Below are 19,305 nucleotides of genomic sequence, written 5' to 3'. Positions count from 1 at the left end.
GGTGCAAACCGCAATTACCCGGCTGCTCGGAATCGAGCATCCCATTGTGCAGGGTGGCATGCAGTGGGTCGGCCGCGCCGAGTTGACGGCGGCCGTTTCCAACACCGGCGCGCTGGGCGTACTGACCGCGCTGACCCAGCCTTCGCCCGAGGCCTTGCACGACGAAATACGGCGGGTCAGGTCGATGACGGATCGCCCATTCGCGGTCAACCTGACCATCCTGCCGACGCTCAAGCCCGTGCCTTACGAGGCTTACCGCGATGTCATCATCGATAGCGGTGTGAAGATCGTGGAGACCGCGGGGAACAACCCGGCCGCGCATGTGCCTGCCCTCAAGGCTGCCGGCATCAAGATCATTCATAAGTGCACGACGCCGCGCCATGCGCTCAAGGCCGAACAGATCGGCGTTGACGTCGTCAGCATCGACGGCTTCGAATGCGCCGGCCACATCGGCGAAGAGGATATCCCCGGCCTGGTCCTGATTCCCGCGACGGTGGCCAGGCTGCGTATTCCGGTCATTGCCTCCGGCGGCTTCGGGGATGGGCGCGGGCTGGTCGCCGCGCTGGCCCTGGGCGCCGAGGGCATCAATATGGGCACGCGCTTCATGTGCACCCGGGAATCCCCGGTGCACGACAACATCAAGCGTGCCATCGTGAACAATACCGAAGCAGACACCTGCCTGATTCTGCGCAGCCTGCGCAACAGCAGCCGGGTGGCGCGTACCGCGCTGGCGCAAAGCGTGATCGACATGGAAAAGGCGGGTGCCGGGATCGACCGGATCGGCCCCGCGGTGGCCGGCGCCAAGGGCCGGCGCGTCTACGAAGAGGGCGATGCGGAAGCCGGCATCTGGACGGTCGGCATGGTGCAAGGCCTGATCCACGACATACCGACATGCGCGGAACTCGTGCGGCGCATCGTATCCGAAGCGGAAGTGCTGGTGAACGAACGCTTAAGCAGGCTGGTGGGCTTGAGCCAGCCTTCGTCTGACAGGTAAGGGCAAGCCCCGCGATTGCGAACGGCAGCTGCTGTATCGCGGCTTCAGGTCGACGGACGGTTACGCACGTTTGATCCGCGAGAAGTGTGCGGGACAAATAAGGCCACTGGGTTACTTAGCCACGCCGTTGCCGCCAGGCGCGGTTGATGAAAGGCAAACAGAATACCAGTGGAGGCGATATGTACTTGTGCAGACGAGAGCTCGCGGCTATTACCCTAGTCGGAAGCATTCTTCCCTTCGGCGCGATGGGATCCGACACGGAAGCAACCTATCCGCAACGGCCGATCACCTTGGTAATCGGCTTTACGCCCGGAGGAACGACCGACTCGCTTGCTCGGCTGCTGGCAAAACATATGTCGAACGATCTGGGATACAAGATCATCGTCGACAACAGACCCGGCGCCGGAAGCAACATCGGCGCAGAAGCTGTCGCGCGTGCTGTACCCGACGGATACACGCTGTATTTCAGTTCACGTCCCAATACCATCCACAAAACCATGTACGGGAACCTGAAGTACGATTTCGCGCGGGATCTAACACCGATAGGTATGGTTGCGACTGTCCCGACGATAGCCGTGACCGGAAAGGACTCGCCAATACAGAGCATTCAAGATATCGTAGGACTCGCCAAGGCTTATCCGGGCGGGGTGGCCTGTGCGTCCCCTGGCATCGGTTCGACCAGCCACCTGCTATGCGAACTGTTTCAGCAGGAAGCACGGATCGATATGATGCATGTTCCCTATCGTGGCGATCTACCGGCTTTGGCCGATGTGATGGAGGGACGTGTGGATATGCAGTTTGTCACCTTGCCATCCGTACTATCCCATCTCAAAGCAGGGAGCCTTCGGGGTATTGCGATTATGTCCCGGCTCCCGATGCCTAGTGTCCGTCATATCCCTACTATTGAAGAGCTTGGATTTCCGGATCTTGCGCTTGACGCCTGGTTTGGCCTGATGGCGCCGACCGGGACACCCGAACATGTGGTCAGACGTCTGAACCAGTCCCTGAACCTGGTATTGAGCGACCCGGAGCTGCAATCTTCGATGATGCAATTGTCGTACATGCCTCCGTTGCAGCCGAACACCCCGGATGAATTCGCAGAACTGATCAGCGGGGAAACCGAGCGGTGGACGGCGATTCTGCGCGAGCGCAACATCAAACCGTTGCACTGATTTCACGTTCGCTATCAACGCAGCGTTCTGCCATCGGAGAGACAGGCCTGCGAATGGGCTTGCATGTGCGGTCTTTGAATCTCGCCCAGGTTGGTGACACTGATCATAATCGTTGGGTGGGCCGGCACGGCGGCGACTTCGTCGAACGTCATGCCTAGGGTATCCGCCCACCGGGATGTCAATGCGACATGTGGCCGCTCATGCCGCCCATATTCCCCATATTTCCCATATCGCCGCCGTGGTTCATGTGCCCGCCCATGGTCGGCGCCTTGTAGGTCAGGGGCTTCACCTTGAATTTGATCTCGACGTCGCCGGCCTGCCGGAAGGTCAGCGTGGCGGGGATTTCCATGCCCTCCTTGAACGGCGCCTTCAGCTTTTCGAACATGACGTGATAGCCGCCCGGCGAGAACTTGACCTCGCCCTTGGCCGGCACCGCGACGCCGCCATCGACTTCGCGCATGGTGGACACACCATTGGCGGTAACCGTCTGGTGGATGCTGACATTGTCCGCGGCGGGCGATTTGATGCCCACCAGTTGGTCGGGCGTCGTACCGTCGTTCTCGATCTCCATATAGCCGCCGCCCGCCGTCTGGCCAGGCGCGGTGGCCCGTACCCACGCATCGTCGATTTCGATGTCGCGGATCTTGTAATCGCTGGCCAGCGCGGTGCCGTGCAGGGCCAGTACGGTGGCCGCGAGGGCCAGGCGGGAAAGCAGCATACGAAGTCTCCAGGGATATTGAGGGTGTTCGCGCGGGGCTGGGCACCGGGTGCGCGTGACGCGCAAATGGAAATAACCGATCGCATAGTTTACCTAGCCGGCCGCGCGCAACGTCGTTGAAGATAGCGCCGTGCACAACCGCAACAGGCCGTGCGCATTAGATAATGCGTGCAGGCAACAGACCGTGCGCTGTCGCATCAGGTAATGCGTCCAGGCATCAGGCCGTGCGTTGACGCATCACAGTGCGTCGACGCATCGGGCGGCGTGCCGCCGCATCAGGGGCCGCGCCGGCGTATCAGGCCCCGCGAGGCCGCCAGCACCGCGTCCGTCAGTGCGGACATGGTGTCGGATTCGATACGCCAGTGCTGCCAGTACAGCGGCGTGTCCTCGAACGCGCGGGCGCGCAGCAGCACCAGGCGCCCGGTGTCCAGCTCGGCCTGGACCAGCGGCAGCGGGTTCATGGTCCAACCCAACCCGGCCAGGGAGGCGCGTACGAAAGCGCGCGCCGACGGCAGCCACCACACCGGTGGCTGCCAGGCGGCATCGCGCATGATGCGCCGCGCGAATCGGCCCTGGAGGGCGTCCTTGCGGTTGTAGACCAGGACGGGGGCCTGGGCCAGCGATCGCGCGTCCACGCCGGCGGCAAAATGGCGCGCATGGAATGCCGGGCTGCAGGTCGCGGCGTAGCGCATGCTGCCCAGCGGATGCAGCCGGCAGCCCTGCACGGGTTCGGCAAGCGTCGTGACGGCGCCCAGCACCGCGCCGCCGCGCAGCAGTTCGGCCGTATGGTCCTGGTCTTCCGCGCGCAGATCCAGGGTGGCACCGGTGCGCTCGGCAAAATCCTCCGCCGCATCCATGAACCAGGTTTCCAGGCTGTCGTGGTTGACCGCGACGGGCAGCGTGGCGCGCGGGATGTCCTCGGCCACCCCCAGGCGGTTCAGCGCATCGTGCTCCAGCAGGGCGGACTGCTCGGCCAATTGGACGAGGATCCGTCCGTCGGCCGTGGCGGCGGCAGGCGTGGTGCGCTGTACCAGCAGGCGTCCGACGCGATCCTCCAGCGCCCTGATCCGTTGCGACACGGCGGAAGGCGTGACGTGCAGCGCGGCTGCCGCGCGTTCGAAGCTGCCTTCCCGCACGACGGCGGCCAGCGCACGCAGCTGGGCGTGATCCAGGTTCATGATCGTCATTAGCGCCGCTAAATATGGATTAGGAACATTAGCTGTTCTTTATCCGGCCGGCAAGCCAGAATGCCGCCATCATGAACGCCGTTTTCTCCTTCTATCTTCCCTGGATATCCGGGCTGGGCACGGGCCTCGGCCTGTTCGCCGCCGTGGGCGCCCAAAGCGCCTTCATCCTGCGGCAGGGCCTGCAGCGTGCCCATATCGGCAGTGTGCTGGCCGTATGCGCCGCCGTCGATGCCCTGTGCATCGCGTCCAGCGTCCTGGCGTGGCGCGCGGTGGCGGACCGGGCCGTCTGGATGATGCCGGCGATGGCCTGGTGCGGGGCGGCCTTCCTGGCGATATACGCGGTGCGTTCGGCCCGGCGGGCATGGTCCGCCGGCGGCGCGCTCGCGCCCGCGCGCCGGATCGCGACGACGCGCCGGGATGCCATGCTGGCGGCGTTGGCGTTCACCGTGATCAATCCGCACTTCTGGCTGGACATCGTGCTGATTGGCACGCTGGCGCAGGCGTTCGGCCACAACGCGGCGGCCTATGCCGCCGGCGCGATCACCGCCAGCGCGCTATGGCTGCTGGTCCTGGGTGGAGGCGCGCGGCTGCTGCGGCCGCTGTTCCGCGATCCCCGCGCCTGGCGCGTCCTGGACGGCGGCATCGCCATCGTCATGGCGACGCTTGCCTTGCGCCTGCTGGCGCGCGTGGTGTGAGGCGCCCGCTTGTCGACATTATTCGCTCGCCTTACGACATAAACGCCACCGAACGGTGCTCGTTCGATGGCCGTAAACACGCATCGGCGCGATAGAACTTACGCGAAACTTTCGGCGCGCGGGCAATCCCTAATGCAACCGGCATTGAGCACGTGACGTGTGCTCACTATCATTGGACGCGGAGCGGACAGCGTGTCCGGAAGGACGCGTATCGAACACGGCAGCATGGCGCGACGGTGCCGTGCGCATACAAGAAGACCAAGGGAGACCGCATGATTTCCGCCACCGCGGAATACGAGCCCACGGACGTCGCCGTCGATGCGATGCGCCGGCCGCAGGCTCGTATCCACGGGCCGGTTCCCCACCTTACGAGCATCCTTCTTCCATTCCTGTCGCACCATCGCCGCGCATCGGCGCGGCGGCGGCAGCGCGTGCCCGCCGGGTGCGTCGCCGCCGCGATTGAACGCAAGGCCTCTGCTTTTCCAACGCAGCATCGATATCTATAACGGAGACAACGATGACTCATCGTATGAAACTGCTGGTAGGAACACTTGCTTTTGCATTGGCCGGTGGCGCATACGCCGCCGATCCCATCAAGATCGGGGTGTCGGGCCCGTACACCGGCGGGTCGTCCTCCATGGGCGTCAGCATGCGCGACGGCGTGCGCCTGGCCGCGGAGGAAATCAACAAGAACGGCGGTGTGCTGGGACGCCAGTTGGTGCTGGTCGAGCGCGACGACGAGGCCAAGAACGAGCGCGGCGTGCAAATCGCCCAGGAACTCATCAACAAGGAGCAGGTCGTCGCGACCGTCGGTTTCATCAACACCGGTGTGGCGCTGGCCTCGCAGCGCTTCTACCAGGACGCCAAGATTCCCGTGTTCAACAATGTCGCGACGGGCAGCGTCATCACGCATCAGTTCACCGATGCGGACAACTATGTATTCCGCAATGCCGCGCCCGACAATATCCAGGCGCCCATGATCGTCGAGGAAGCCGTCCTGCGCGACGGCTACAAGAAGGTCGCCATCCTGGCCGATTCCACCAATTACGGCCAGCTCGGCCGTGAGGACCTGGAAAAAGCCCTGGCCGCCAAGGGTGTCAAGGCGGTCGCCGTGGAGAAATTCAACATCAAGGATGTCGACATGACGGCGCAACTGCTGAAGTCCAAGCAGGCCGGCGCCGAAGCCATCCTGACCTACGGCATCGGCCCTGAACTGGCGCAAATCGCCAACGGCATGGCCAAGCTGGGCTGGAAAGTACCGATGGTAGGCAGCTGGACCTTGTCCATGGCCAACTACATCGACAACGCCGGACCCAACGGCAGCGGTGCCCGCATGCCGCAGACCTTCATCCAGGAGCCCAACACACCCAAGCGCAAGGCCTTCATCGACGCCTATCTGGCCAAGTTCAAGCCGAAGAACAACCGCATCGACTCCCCGGTCTCGGCGGCCCAGGGCTACGACTCCGTGTATCTGCTGGCCGCGGCCATCAAGCAGGCCAACTCCACGGAAGGTCCCAAGATCCGTGCCGCGCTGGAAAACCTGCAGACGCCGGTCGAGGGCGTGGTCATGACCTACGACCATCCCTTTACGCATGACGACCACGATGCGATAACGCCCAACCTGGTGGTGTTCGGCGAGGTCAAGGACGGCCGCGTCGTCTATGCCTACCCGGACGATATCAAGACCACTGCGCAGCCGCGCAAGAAGGACGTAAGCGCCAAGGTCGATTCCCCGCGTTCGCAATGAATCGGTAAACGGGCCGCGCGGCGTCCGGCGCCGCGCGTCCGCACCCGGCGCCAGGCCGATGCGGTCGCCGCCGGGGCGGATATGCCCGGACCGCCGCAACGCGGCCCGGGCGCCCGGCCGGCCTGTCCGCGCGCTGGCGGCGGACGATGTTCTCTTTCGTGGAAGCCCCATGATTCTTCTACAGCTTATCTACAGCGGTATCGCGCTGGGCATGATCTACGCGGTGATCGCCTTCGGCTACCAGCTGACTTTCGCTACCTCCGGGACACTGAATTTCGGCCAGGGCGAGGCGCTGATGCTGGGCGCATTGGTGGGCCTGTCCCTGGTGGGACTGGGCGTGAACTACTGGGTCATGATCCCGCTCGTGTGCCTGTTCGGTTTTGCCCAGGGTGCGCTGGTCGAACGCGTGGGCGTGCGGCCCGCGATCAAGACGCGATCCGAATTCGGCTGGATCATGGCGACCATCGCGCTGGGCATCATTTTCCGCAACGTCGCCGAAAACGTCTGGGGGCGCGACGACCTTCCATTCCCGTCGCCCCTGCCGATGGCGCCGATCCAGCTGGCCGGCGCCAACGTGCTGCCCATGGAGTTGCTGGTGGTGGTCGGCGCGCTCGCCATGATGCTGATCGTGGAGCTTTTCAACCGCAAGTCCATCTATGGCAAGGCCTTCGTGGCGACCTCCGCCGACCGCGCAGCGGCGGGCCTGATGGGAATCAACACCAATCTGGTCATCACCTTCTCCTATGCGCTGTCGTCGTTGACCGCCGCCTTCGCCGGGGTGCTGATCGCGCCGCTGACATTGACCGGGGCGACCATGGGCGCCGTGCTGGGCCTGAAGGCCTTCGCTGTGGCCATCATCGGCGGGCTGTCCAGCGGCACGGGGGTCATCGTCGGCGGGCTGATCCTGGGCATCGCCGAAACCACCACGGGGTTCTATCTCTCCACCGGATACAAGGACGTGCCCGGACTGGTGCTGCTATTGCTGGTGCTCGCGATCAAGCCCGCCGGCCTGTTCGGCAAGACCGCCATTAAGAAAGTATGAGGCCCACCCCCGAAGCGTTTCGCGCTTCCCCCTCAAGGGGGCGACGCCAGAGGACCGGCGGAGCCGGATCCTCGGCGTCCCGGGTCGGCGGCACCTGTTTTTTTCGTGGCGGTGGGGTGGGTTGGCCGCTCTCGAAGCGCTGCGCGCTTTCTTCGATGTGGTTGTACCCGATTCATGCGGTGTGGATGGCGCTAGGCGCATTGGACGACTGATATGAGATCTCTGACTTTCGCAGCTTCGATCGTGGGCATCGCCGTGCTGGTCGGGTTGCCGCTGGCCGTGTCGAATCCCTATTACCTGCACCTGGTCGAAACCATCATGATCTACGCCATCCTGCTGTTCGGGCTGGACATCGTGGTGGGCTATACCGGCCAGGTTTCGCTGGGTCACGCCGGCCTGTTCGGCATCGGGTCGTATGTCGCGGGCGTGCTGGTTTTCCATCTGCACATGCCGATCGGCATCATCCTGCCCGCCGCGATCGTGATCGCGGCGGTGTTCGGCGCGGTGCTGGCGCTGCCGGCGTTGCGGGTGACCGGTCCCTACCTGGCGATGGTGACGCTGGCTTTCGGCACCATCATCCAGATCCTGATCAACGAGATGACTTTCCTGACCGAAGGGCCACTGGGAATCAGGATCAACAAGCCTTCCTTCAATGGCCATGTCCTGACCAAGCAGGAGTATTTCTGGCTGGTGGCGGTCCTGCTGGTGCTCTCGCTCATTGTCGTGCACCGCATCCTGAAGTCGCATATCGGCCGCACCTTCGAAGCCTTGCGCGACAGTCCCATCGCGGCCGATTGCATGGGCGTTTCGGTGTACCGCTACAAAGTGGTTGCCTTCGTGATCAGCGCCGGCTTCGCGGGACTGGCGGGCGCCCTGTATTCCTACTCGGAGCAATACATCTCGCCCAATACCTACAATTTCGAGCTGACCATCCTGTTCCTGCTGGCCATCATCATGGGCGGACGCAAATCCCGTGTCGGCGCGCTGCTGGGCGCGACCATCGTCGTGCTGCTGCCCAAGATGCTGGATGACGTCGGCACGTTCCGCATCATCGCCTTGACGCTGGCCATCCTGATGGCGGTGGGCGCGGCGATCGCCATTTCCCGGGGGCGCGCCACGCCCAGGCGCCTGGCCGTGCCGGTGGCCGGCACCATCCTGCTGGCCGTGTTCTCGTTCTGGGTCGAGGCCTTGACGGACTGGCGCCTGACCATCTTCGGCGCCATGATCCTGTTCGTCGTCTACTACCTGCCCGACGGTATTGTCGGCTTCGTGCGCAGCCTGTTCTTCCAGACCGGCCGCAAGGCGCTGGCGGTCAGCACGGAACTCGCGCACCGTATCGAGGCGGTACCGCAGGCCTCGGGCACCGGCGCGGCCGGCGATGTCCTGCTCAACGCCCGGGGCGTGATCATGCAATTCGGCGGCCTGAAAGCACTGAACGAGGTGGACCTGGTGGTCAGGCGCGGGACCATCCATGGTTTGATTGGCCCTAATGGATCCGGAAAGAGCACGATGATGAATGTGCTGACCGGTATCTATATCCCCACCAGCGGCACGATCGAGTTCAACGGCCGCCCGTTGGCCGGCATGGTCCCGGCCGAGATTGCCGACGCCGGCATTGCCCGGACCTTCCAGAACGTGGCGCTGTTCGGCGAAATGACCGCGCTGGAAAACGTGCTGGTCGGCCTGCACCATAGCTTCGGCACCGGGCTGACCAATATCGCGCTGCGCACGTCGCGCTGGAAGGCGGAGGAAAACCGCGCCCGGGCCCGGGCGCTGGCGCTGCTCGAATTCGTCGGCCTGGAATCCTTCGCCGCCGAAGAGGCGCGCAATCTGCCGTATGGCAAACAGCGCCTGCTGGAAATCGCCCGCGCGCTGGCGCTGGATCCGCAACTATTGTTGCTGGACGAACCGGCGGCTGGCCTTACGGCGCCCGACATCGCGGAACTGCTGGAGATCATCCGCAAGGTTCGCGACCACGGCATCACCCTGATCCTGATCGAACACCACATGGACGTGGTCATGGGCGTCTGCGATACCGTGTCGGTCCTGGACTTTGGGCAAAAGATCTCCGAAGGCCAGCCGGCGCAGGTCCAGGCGGACAGCCGGGTGGTCGAGGCGTATCTGGGCGGCGCGGTGACGGCATAAAGGAGCGGACCGGTATGTTATCGATCAAGAACCTGGAAGCCGGCTACGGCAAGGTCAAGGTACTGCACGGCATCAGCATGGATGTGCCGCAGGCGAAGGTGGTGACGCTGATCGGCTCCAACGGGGCCGGCAAGACCACCACCATGCGCGCGCTGTCGGGCATGATCAGGCCCAGCGCCGGCGAGATCACGCTGGACGGCCGTCGCATCGATGGGCTGGAGTCCCATCGCATCGCGCGCCTGGGCCTGGCGCATTCCCCCGAAGGGCGGCGCGTGTTTCCGACGCTGTCCGTCACGGACAACCTGCTGCTGGGCGCCTACCCGCGATTGACGGGCAGCCGGCCGCGCGGCGATGTCCAGGCCGACCTCGAACGCGCGATGGACTTGTTCCCCCGGCTGAAGGAACGGCGCGAGCAATTGGCCGGCACCTTGTCCGGCGGCGAACAGCAAATGCTGGCGATGGCGCGCGCGGTCATGCTGAACCCGCAGCTGGTGCTGCTGGACGAACCGTCGATGGGGCTTGCCCCCATCCTGGTGGAAGAAGTGTTCCGCATCATCGCGCGGCTGAAATCGGAAGGCGTGACCATGCTGCTGGTCGAGCAGTTCGCATCAGCCGCGCTGAATGTGGCCGACTACGGCTACGTGCTGGAGAACGGGCGCATATCCGTGCACGGCACGCCGGAGAAGCTGAAGGGCGATCCTGCGGTCGTGGCCGCCTATCTGGGCAGCAGCCACTAGCACCCGTACGATAGCGTCGCCGCGCGCGGGGCGATCAATCCAGGTCGCTCAATCGCGGTCCGTCCGCATGCGATATCCCGGTCCCGGCCGGCGGCTTCGGCATGTTCGTGGATCTCAGGTCAGGGAGATGCGCGTCGATGTGCGGGCGGATCGCGGGATCGTCCAGCATGGCGTTATAGGCCGTGATGGCGGCGTTTTGGCCGTATAGCGTCGCGTACGAGAAGCCCGACGTTCCATCCTTGTTCTTCGTTGTCAGCAGGTGGGGTAGCATGCGCAGCATTTGCGGCGCGATCGTGGGGTCTTGCAGCAGGTCCTTCAATAAGGCGTGGTAGGTCTCTATGATGCCGGCGTGCCCGTTCTCCAGCGCATTCGAGAGGCCTGGCTTGCCCTGGGTATCCCGGCCGTTCAGCAGGTTCGGCATCACATGCCGGATGTGCGGCTTGATGCGAGGATCCTTCAGCATCGCGTAGAAGGCCTTGATGGTGGTGGTACCGCGGTTTCTCATCGATTGCGACAGCGCGGACGCGCCGCGGCAGACCCGGGCGGAGAGCAGGTCGGGCAGCGCGCTGGCGATAGTCGGAGCGATCTCCGGATCGTCCAGCAGGTTTATCACAAGGGTATGGAAGATCCCGATGATCGAGGTATTGCCGCTTTCCAGCGCGTACCCCAGCCCCGAATCGCTGTTGCCTTTCCTGCCGATCAGCAGGTCCGGCAATGCCGCCAGCAAGCCGGGGCGGATGGTCAGCGCCAGAAGCGGATCCGTCAGCAGGTCCTCCAGGCAGGCGTAGTACGCCTCGACAGCCCTGGTGTGTCCGTCCGCCATGGCATTCGACAATGCGGGGATACCATACCAATCCGTGGCGGCAAGCAGGCCCAGCAGTGGGCCCTTGATATGCCACCGTATCGTCGGATCCTTCAATAAATCCTTCACGAGGGCGTGAAACGCGATGACTGCGGCTGTCCGGCCGGCGTTCAATACATGCGAAAAGATCGGCGATCTCCCGCATCGGATTTCCAGTAAGTCGACCAGGCGCGGAGCGACCAGGGCCAGCAGGCCGGACTCCCGCAGCGGCCGATACCAGGCGTGCACGGCGGCCGGCGGGTCTTCCCCCTGCATCGCCAGATGAAATGCCGGGATGGCTTCGCGCGCCAGCACGTCATGCACCAGATCCACGCGCCTGGATTCATTCGGCACCCATAGTTCGGCCAGGGGGCGGATGGCATGGCACAGGTCCAGGCGAAGAAGTTCGGCGAACAGCTCATGGCGTTCCCGGTTCGTGTATCTGGCACCCACGGCGCCGAGCTCGGCAAGGTTGTGGGCCAGGTAGTCGCGGCCCGCGTCCGTGCCGAGTCGCCGCAACAAGCGTTGGAGGTCGGGAGCGTCCGTCAGCCAGCGCGCGGGCATGCGCGCGAGCTGCGAGGCGGCAGTGGCCCGGATGGCGTGGCGTATCGCGGCCGCAGGCGGATGCGCTTCGCTCGTCCGGGTGGCATGCCACAGACGGAGGTCGGGCTCGGTGACCGGTTCGATTTGCGTGTCCGCGCTGTTCCACACCGGATCGCCGAAGGACGCTCCGGCGTGGATCCTGACCACCCATGCGAGTTCGCCGTAGAGGAACAGGGCGGCGCGCATCCCTGCCTCATCCACCCATTCGCCGCCATTGCACGGGTATGTCTGCGTTTGCAGCAGTCGCCGATCGCCGAAGTTGCGCAGTACATCCAGGGCGATCAACGAAGGTTCCGCCCGCAATGCGTAGGTATAGGCGCCGTTGTTCTCGTCGAGCTGGAAAAAGCTTTTCATGCGCAGATCGCTGGCACGTAGCGTCGGGGTTTCGCCGTCGTCGCCGAGTTCCAGGCCGTCCGTCGAAGTCAATCCGAACTCGTCGCCGATTTCCTCCAACATCGCCGCGACTGCCGCTTCGGTGCCGGCTGTCCATGGACCGGCCGGCGGGGTGCGCGCATCGGCAAACCCGCTGTGGAGTCGCGCCTGGCATGCCTCGGCGATGAGAAGGGCAAGCCGGTCCGGTGTCAGCGCGGCGCTGATGCCGGCAGCACATAGCGCAAGGAAGTCATCGCCGGTTGTCTCCGCCATCGTGATACCGTCCGGGACTTTCTTCAGCCCGAACTGGTCGGCGAGAATGTTCCATACCGTATGGACGAAGTGGATCTCGTTGCCCTGGTAGTTTTCCTCGTGGCCGAATCGCTTATCCAGCAGTTCGCGCAATACGCCGCGTGCCGTCTCTTCCTTCAGTTCCCATAGCTTTCCACGGATGCCGCCGATGGTCTTGGCGAGCGTGCAGGCGGCGGACACCAGGTTCGATACGGCGCCATCGGCGCACAGCGTCACGCCTTGGGCCAGGTTCCGGATAGCGGATTTTCGCCGGTCCAGGTCGGCGGCTTCATTCAGGATAAGGGCACAGAATTCATCCAGCGAGCGCTTGCCGACCGAATCGACGATGCCGGCGCGGGTATCGAAGTAGTGATATTCATCGAAGCGATGGGCGAAGAAGATATCGAAATTTTTCTGGATGGCATCCGCGTCGGGCATGCGATGCCGCCGGCAGAACGCGACAAGGAATGCCAGTCTTTCGCGGACTTCTTCCCGGTATCGCGGGAACTCGTCGCTACCGCAGAAATCGGCGTGGGTGCCGTGCGATTCCGGCGTATAGCTCAGCCCCGGCGCGCGGGTGGCGGAGACGGTATCGCCCGGGCCCGCCGCCGGGATGTAGGGCTGCCAGAAATCCACGCTGAAACCGGGCAGGGGAATGGAAAGGGAATCGGGTGTCATGGCGACTCGAACGGGAAAGGATGAAAGGAAGGCGCCCGCCACCGGCGGACACGCGTGTGCGTCCGGCGCGCGGGACGCGGGTTCCTTTCCTTCGCCGTGCCTGTCTATCGTCGCTGTGCCGTCTCGTATCCCTTCAAACCTTCCAGATCCAGCACCCGTACACCCCGGTATTCCACCTTCAGCAAGCCGGCCCGCTGCAGGTTGCACAAGGCGCGATTGGCGCGCTGGCGCGACACGCGCGCCAGATAGCCGACTTCCTCCTGCGTGATGCTCAGGCGCAGCCCCATGCCGGGATACAGCATGGGGTTGAACAGTTCGGCCAGGCAGCGCGCCACGCGCGCGTCCGCGTCGAGCAGGCGGTCGTTTTCCGCCTTCCCGATGAATTGCGCCACGCGCTCGTTCAGCAACTGCAGCAGATAGCGATTGAAAGGAATGCTGCTATCCAGCAGCGATTCGAAGGTGGCCGCCGGCAGCCGTGCGATGACCGAATCGCGCAGCGCCACGACGTCGTACTTGCGCGCCTCGTGTTTCAGCAGCGAGCCTTCGCCGAACCAGCCGCCGGCCGGCACGCCGGTCAGGGAGGCCATTTTTCCTTCCGCATTGCCCACCGAGACCTTCACCAGTCCGGCCAGTACCCCGATCCAGGCCTGGGCCATCTGCCCTTTGCGCTCGATGATCGTTCCCGCGGGGACCTGCTGCACCGTCAGGTCTTTCTGCACGCGCGCTTGCTCGCCCGGAGTCAGGAGGCGGAACCAGGCTGCAGCCAATTGCAAGGAGTCGATGACCTGCATCGGGATATACCCTACTTCGTCCCTGAATCGCCCGGAATTGTCGCGATCGCGACAGTTGGGCCCGATGCAAGCTTATACCTTAACCGCACGTTAAAGCGCACCTCTCACCCATAAATGCGCGCTCCGCGTCTTCACGAATCCAGCGCCGGCCACAGCGGGCGCGACGGTCCGGTCGGGCGCGGAAACAGACAGGAGACAACGTGGCGCAATCCCAGCCCGCACCCCCGACGGGGCCGGCGGCGGATACCTTCCCCGCCTTGCTGCTCTTGCATGCGCACGCACGCGGCGACCGCCCCGCCATCCGCGAGAAAGACCTGGGGATCTGGCAAACGCTGACCTGGGCGCAGGTGGCGGAGCTGGCCGGTCGCGTCGCGCACGGGCTGACGGCGCTGGGCGTGCGGCCGGGCCAGCACGTGGCGGTCATCGGGGAGAACCGGCCGCGCCTGTACATCGCCATGATGGCGGCGCAGGCCCTGGGCGCGATTCCGGTGCCGCTGTACCAGGATGCCGTCGCGCAGGAAATGGCGTTCGTGCTGCGGGATGCGGAAGTCGGCGTGGCGATTGCCGAAGACCAGGAGCAGGTGGACAAGATGCTGGAGGCGCGCGCGCTCTGCCCCGCGTTGCGGCATGTGGTCTACGACGATCCGCGCGGATTGCGCCATTATGACGATGCCGTACTCATGCCTTTCGACGAGCTGCTGCGCATCGGTGCCGAACGCGCGCGCACCGACGCGGCGTTTTTCGAACGCAGCGCGCGGGCGGTCCGGCCCGAACAGACCGCCGCGATGTTCTATACATCCGGCACCACAGGCAAGCCCAAGGGCGTCGTGCTGACCCACGCCGCGCTGATCGACCGGGCGCGCGCGGTCCAGGCCATGGAGAACCTGACGGATCGCGAGGATGTCCTGGCCTATCTGCCGCCGGCCTGGATCGGCCAGAACATGTTTTCCTATACCCAGCTATTGGTTACCGGCTTCACCGTCAATCATCCCGAATCGCCCGCCACCGTGGCGATCGACATGCGCGATATCGGGCCGACCTATTACTTCGCCCCGCCGCGCATCCTGGAGGACCTGCTTACCCATGTGATGATCCGCATGGAGGACGCGGGCCTGCTGAAGCGGCGGCTGTTCCAGGGCTGCATGGCGCTGGCACGGCGGGTCGGCGTGCGCCTGCTGGACGGCCAGGCCGTGGGTTTGCGCGACCGCGCCTTGTACGCGCTGGGCAATCTGCTGGTGTACGGCCCCCTGCGCAATGCGCTGGGCATGAGCCGTGTACGGGTCGCCTACACCGCGGGCGAGGCCATCGGCCCGGACCTGTTCACCTTCTACCGTTCCATCGGCATCAATCTCAAGCAGCTGTATGGGTCCACGGAGACCTCGGTGTTCGTATGCGTGCAGCCGGACGGACAGGTGCGCGCCGATACGGTAGGGCCGCCGGTGCAAGGCGTGCGTATCCGCGTGACGGACAATGGCGAGATCCTGGTCCACAGCCCCGGCCTGTTCAAGGAGTACTACCGCAATCCCGAAGCCACCCGGGCCGCGCGTGACGACGAGGGCTGGTTCCATACGGGGGATGCGGGTTTCCTGGATGCCGATGGCCATTTGAAAATCATCGATCGCGCCAAGGACGTGGGCAAACTGGCCGACGGCAGCCTGTTCGCGCCCAAGTACATCGAGAACAAGCTCAAGTTTTTTCCCTACATCAAAGAGGCCGTGGCTTTCGGCGCGGGACGGGAGGCGGTGTGCGCCTTCATCAATATCGACCTGGAAGCGGTGGGCAATTGGGCCGAGCGGCGCGGGCTGCCTTATGCCGGCTATACCGACCTGGCCGGCAAGCCGGAGGTCTACGACCTGATCGCCGACTGCATCGAGAAAGCCAATGCCGAACTGGCGCGCGATGCCCGCCTGGCGGCATCCCAGGTGTGCCGCTTCCTGATCCTGCACAAGGAATTGGATCCGGACGATGACGAGCTGACTCGCACCCGCAAGGTGCGGCGCGCCTATATCGCGCAAAAGTACGCGGTGCTGGTCGATGCGCTGTTCGATGGCAGTCCATCGCGTTTCATCGAAACGGAGGTCAAGTTCGAGGACGGGCGCGTGGGGCGCATCGCGGCCGACCTGCCTATTCGCGACGTGCGTCGCTTCCCCGCCCTGGCCGGGAGTGGGAGCCCACCCCCCGAAGCGCTGCGCGCTTCCCCCCTAAAGGGGGGCGACGCTGGCGGACCGGCGGAGCCGGATCCGCGGCGTCCCCGGTCGACGGGCATCCGTTTTATGCGGCGCGCGTAGCGCTTGGCGTCTTGGAAAAGTGATATGACATACAGCGCTGCCATACCGATCCATGCCGCGGACGGTCAGGCTGTTGCGGACGCGGCGCCGTCCGTGCAGGCGGCACGTCCCATCCATCCGGAGCGCGCGCGGCGGATCGGCGGGGTGATCCTGGACATGCAGAACATCTCGCTGCGCTTCGGCGGGGTCAAGGCGCTGACCGATATCTCGCTGGATGTGCGCGAACACGAAATCCGCGCCATCATCGGTCCCAATGGCGCCGGCAAGAGTTCGATGCTGAACGTCATCAACGGCGTATACACCCCGCAGCAGGGGGCCATCGTCTTCCAGGGCCAGCGCTACACGCGGATGACCCCGCGGCGCGCGGCCGAGATGGGCATCGCCCGCACCTTCCAGAACCTGGCGCTGTTCAAGGGCATGAGCGTGCTGGACAACATCATGACCGGCCGCAACCTGCGCATGAAATGCGGGCTGCTGGCCCAGGCGCTGCGCATCGGCCCGGCCGCGCGCGAGGAGGTGCGCCACCGCGAATTCGTCGAGAACATCATCGACTTCCTGGAGATCCAGGCGTATCGGAAGGTGCCCGTGGGCCGCCTGCCGTATGGACTGCAGAAGCGCGTCGATCTGGGCCGTGCCCTGGCCATGGAGCCGCGCATGCTGCTCCTGGACGAGCCCATGGCGGGCATGAACATCGAGGAAAAGCAGGATATGTGCCGCTTCATCCTGGACGTGAACGACGAATTCGGCACGACCATCGTGCTGATCGAGCACGACATGGGCGTGGTGATGGATATTTCCGATCGCGTTGTGGTGCTGGACTACGGGCGCAAGATCGGCGACGGCGATCCGGAGCAGGTGCGCGCCAATCCGGATGTGGTGCGCGCCTACCTGGGCGTGTCCCACTGACGGCGCGGAACAAGGAGAGCACGGTGGGTTTCTTCCTGGAAACGCTGTTCGGCGGCCTGATGAGCGGCATGCTGTATGCGCTGATCGGCCTGGGCTTCGTGCTGATCTTCAAGGCATCCGGCGTCTTCAACTTCGCGCAGGGCGCGATGGTGCTGGTCGCCGCGCTGTCGATGGCGCGTTTTTCGGAATGGATTCCGCGCTGGCTGGGTTTCGACAACGCCCTGCTGGCCAATGCGCTGGCCTTCGTCGTCAGCGCCGCGTTGATGGTGGCGCTGGCTCGCGCGGTAGAGGGCCTGGTCCTGCGGCACCTGGTGAACCAGGAGGCGACGACGCTGCTCATGGCCACGCTGGGCATCAGCTACTTCCTGGACGGAGCGGGACAGATCGCGTTCGGCAGCTCGGTGTATTCGATCAACGTCGGCATGCCCAAGGACCCCGCGCTGATCCTGGACCGGGTGTTCGAAGGTGGCCTGCTGTTGAACCTGGAGGACCTGACCGCCGCCGTGATCGCGGCGCTGCTGGTGGCCGCCCTGGCGGTGTTCTTCCAGTACACGGGTACCGGCCGCGCGCTGCGCGCGGTAGCCGACGACCACCAGGCCGCGCAGTCCATCGGCATCCCCCTGAACCGGATCTGGGTCGTGGTGTGGAGCGTCGCCGGCCTGGTCGCGCTGGTGGCCGGCGTGATCTGGGGCTCGAAATTCGGTGTGCAGTTCACGCTTTCCACGGCCGCCTTGCGCGCCTTGCCGGTCGTGATCCTGGGGGGGCTGACATCGGTGCCGGGCGCGATCCTGGGCGGACTGATCATCGGCGTGGGCGAGAAACTGTCGGAGGTCTATCTGGGCCCCATGGTCGGGGGCGGCATCGAGATCTGGTTCGCCTATGTACTGGCCCTGGGCTTTCTGCTGTTCCGGCCGCAAGGCCTGTTCGGCGAGAAGATCATCGACCGGGTCTAGCGGGCACCGGCCCCGGAAAAGCGCGAGGCTCCTTTCACGTCAGCATTCCCGGACCACGGCGGGCACAAGGAAAGCACCATGCTGTATCGCGAGAACGGACAATTCAAGACCAGCTACCTGGCCGACCAGCAGATCTTTCCGATCCGCCAGGACCGGGTGTTCGTGGGTCTGCTGCTGGCGGTGGCTTTCGTTGCCGTACCGCTGCTGGCCAGCGATTACTTCCTGCGCGCGCTGCTGATTCCCTTTCTGATCCTGTCGCTGGCGGCCGTGGGGCTGAACGTGCTGGTCGGCTATTGCGGGCAGATATCGCTGGGGACGGGCGCCTTCATGGCGGTGGGGGCCTATGCCGCCTGGAATTTCGGCGTGCGCGTGCCGGCGATGCCGCTGCTGTTGCAGATCGTGCTGGGCGGGCTGTGCGCGACGGCGGTGGGCGTGGCCTTCGGCATACCCAGCCTGCGCATCCGCGGGCTGTACCTGGCGGTGGCGACGCTGGCGGCGCAGTTCTTCGTCGATTGGGCCTTCCTGCGCATCCCCTTCTTCACCAACTATTCGTCCTCGGGCAGCGTCTCGGTGCCGCCGCTGGAGGTGTTCGGCCTGCCGCTGCAGACCTCCGTGCAGAAGTATCTGTTCGTGCTGACGCTGGTGGCGGTATTCAGCCTGCTCGCGAAGAACCTGGTGCGGGGGGCGATGGGACGGCAATGGATGGCGATACGCGACATGGACGTGGCGGCCGCGGTCATCGGCATCCGGCCGATGTACGCCAAGCTGACCGCCTTTGCCGTCAGCTCCTTCATCGTCGGCGTGGCCGGCGTGCTGTGGGGCTTTATCCACCTGGGCTCCTGGGAGCCGCTGGCCTTCGACCTGACGCGTTCCTTCCAGCTGCTGTTCATGGTGATCATCGGCGGCCTGGGATCGATACTGGGCAGTTTCTTCGGCGCGGCCTTCATCGTGCTGCTGCCGGTGCTGCTGACGAATATTCCGCGCCTGTTGGGCCTGCCGCTGCCGGTCGATACCGCATCGCACATCGAACACATGGTGTTCGGCGCGCTGATCGTGTTTTTCCTGATCGCCGAGCCGCACGGCCTGGCGCGGCTGTGGAGCATAGGCAAGGAGAAGTTGCGCATCTGGCCGTTCCCGCACTGAGC

Annotated in this window: 15 protein-coding genes and 1 pseudogene; 11 read left to right on the top strand and 5 right to left on the bottom strand. The window is 64.7% G+C overall.

Features of this window, described 5'->3' with window-relative positions; genetic code table 11:
* Window position 1: 1 nt before the first annotated feature.
* Window positions 2-994, top strand: a complete 993-nt coding sequence (locus CAL28_RS27605; protein WP_176463919.1) for an NAD(P)H-dependent flavin oxidoreductase — start codon at window positions 2-4, stop codon at window positions 992-994.
* Window positions 995-1,140: 146 nt separating this feature from the next.
* Window positions 1,141-2,166 (top strand): Bug family tripartite tricarboxylate transporter substrate binding protein, encoded by a 1,026-nt coding sequence (locus CAL28_RS27600; protein WP_094844181.1) that lies wholly within the window; start codon window positions 1,141-1,143, stop codon window positions 2,164-2,166.
* Window positions 2,167-2,180: 14 nt separating this feature from the next.
* On the opposite strand, the gene CAL28_RS29860 is transcribed toward CAL28_RS27600, so the two are convergent.
* The 3 genes from CAL28_RS29860 to CAL28_RS27590 form a co-directional block, all read right to left on the bottom strand.
* The gene (locus CAL28_RS29860; protein WP_176464117.1) at window positions 2,181-2,318 is read right to left on the bottom strand and encodes a hypothetical protein; all 138 of its coding nucleotides are present in this window, start codon (window positions 2,316-2,318) and stop codon (window positions 2,181-2,183) included.
* A gap of 26 nt (window positions 2,319-2,344) precedes the next feature.
* Window positions 2,345-2,884, bottom strand: a complete 540-nt coding sequence (locus tag CAL28_RS27595; protein ID WP_094844180.1) for a copper chaperone PCu(A)C — start codon at window positions 2,882-2,884, stop codon at window positions 2,345-2,347.
* 275 nt (window positions 2,885-3,159) lie between these two features.
* Window positions 3,160-4,062, bottom strand: a complete 903-nt coding sequence (locus tag CAL28_RS27590) for a LysR family transcriptional regulator ArgP (RefSeq protein ID WP_094844885.1) — start codon at window positions 4,060-4,062, stop codon at window positions 3,160-3,162.
* A gap of 80 nt (window positions 4,063-4,142) precedes the next feature.
* On the opposite strand from CAL28_RS27590, the gene CAL28_RS27585 reads away from it, so the two are divergent.
* The 5 genes from CAL28_RS27585 (at window position 4,143) to CAL28_RS27560 (ending at window position 10,437) form a co-directional block, all read left to right on the top strand.
* Window positions 4,143-4,766: a LysE/ArgO family amino acid transporter gene (locus tag CAL28_RS27585; RefSeq protein WP_094844179.1), complete on the top strand. Its 624-nt coding sequence runs from the start codon at window positions 4,143-4,145 to the stop codon at window positions 4,764-4,766.
* A 517-nt stretch (window positions 4,767-5,283) separates the two neighbouring features.
* A complete protein-coding gene (locus tag CAL28_RS27575) occupies window positions 5,284-6,513 on the top strand; it encodes an ABC transporter substrate-binding protein (protein ID WP_094844177.1) in 1,230 nt (409 codons plus the stop codon).
* Window positions 6,514-6,682: 169 nt separating this feature from the next.
* The gene (locus tag CAL28_RS27570) at window positions 6,683-7,555 is read left to right on the top strand and encodes a branched-chain amino acid ABC transporter permease (protein WP_094844176.1); all 873 of its coding nucleotides are present in this window, start codon (window positions 6,683-6,685) and stop codon (window positions 7,553-7,555) included.
* A gap of 213 nt (window positions 7,556-7,768) precedes the next feature.
* Window positions 7,769-9,700 (top strand): branched-chain amino acid ABC transporter ATP-binding protein/permease, encoded by a 1,932-nt coding sequence (locus CAL28_RS27565; protein WP_094844175.1) that lies wholly within the window; start codon window positions 7,769-7,771, stop codon window positions 9,698-9,700.
* A gap of 14 nt (window positions 9,701-9,714) precedes the next feature.
* Entirely contained in the window at window positions 9,715-10,437 is a 723-nt protein-coding gene (locus CAL28_RS27560) for an ABC transporter ATP-binding protein (protein ID WP_094844174.1), read from the top strand.
* Between the two features lie 34 nt (window positions 10,438-10,471).
* Here CAL28_RS27560 and CAL28_RS27555 read toward each other — a convergent pair whose 3' ends face one another.
* Complete coding sequence (locus CAL28_RS27555; protein WP_094844173.1) at window positions 10,472-13,222, bottom strand: hypothetical protein; 2,751 nt, start codon at window positions 13,220-13,222, stop codon at window positions 10,472-10,474.
* A gap of 104 nt (window positions 13,223-13,326) precedes the next feature.
* Window positions 13,327-14,013, bottom strand: a complete 687-nt coding sequence (locus CAL28_RS27550) for a Crp/Fnr family transcriptional regulator (protein ID WP_094844172.1) — start codon at window positions 14,011-14,013, stop codon at window positions 13,327-13,329.
* A gap of 200 nt (window positions 14,014-14,213) precedes the next feature.
* Between CAL28_RS27550 and CAL28_RS27545 the strand changes: the two are divergent.
* The 4 genes and pseudogenes from CAL28_RS27545 to CAL28_RS27530 form a co-directional block, all read left to right on the top strand.
* A pseudogene (locus CAL28_RS27545) lies at window positions 14,214-16,184 on the top strand (AMP-dependent synthetase/ligase); the annotation flags it as partial.
* A 273-nt stretch (window positions 16,185-16,457) separates the two neighbouring features.
* Window positions 16,458-17,207 carry an ABC transporter ATP-binding protein gene (locus CAL28_RS27540; protein WP_254926337.1) on the top strand — a complete coding sequence of 250 codons (750 nt, stop codon included), beginning with the start codon at window positions 16,458-16,460 and terminating at the stop codon, window positions 17,205-17,207.
* Between the two features lie 23 nt (window positions 17,208-17,230).
* The gene (locus CAL28_RS27535) at window positions 17,231-18,160 is read left to right on the top strand and encodes a branched-chain amino acid ABC transporter permease (RefSeq protein ID WP_094844169.1); all 930 of its coding nucleotides are present in this window, start codon (window positions 17,231-17,233) and stop codon (window positions 18,158-18,160) included.
* Between the two features lie 78 nt (window positions 18,161-18,238).
* The gene (locus CAL28_RS27530; RefSeq protein ID WP_094844168.1) at window positions 18,239-19,303 is read left to right on the top strand and encodes a branched-chain amino acid ABC transporter permease; all 1,065 of its coding nucleotides are present in this window, start codon (window positions 18,239-18,241) and stop codon (window positions 19,301-19,303) included.
* The last annotated feature ends 2 nt before the right edge of the window (window positions 19,304-19,305 follow it).

This window comes from Bordetella genomosp. 11, from assembly GCF_002261215.1.
GTDB lineage: Bacteria > Pseudomonadota > Gammaproteobacteria > Burkholderiales > Burkholderiaceae_B > Bordetella_C.
This window is presented reverse-complemented; position numbering and strand designations above follow the sequence as displayed.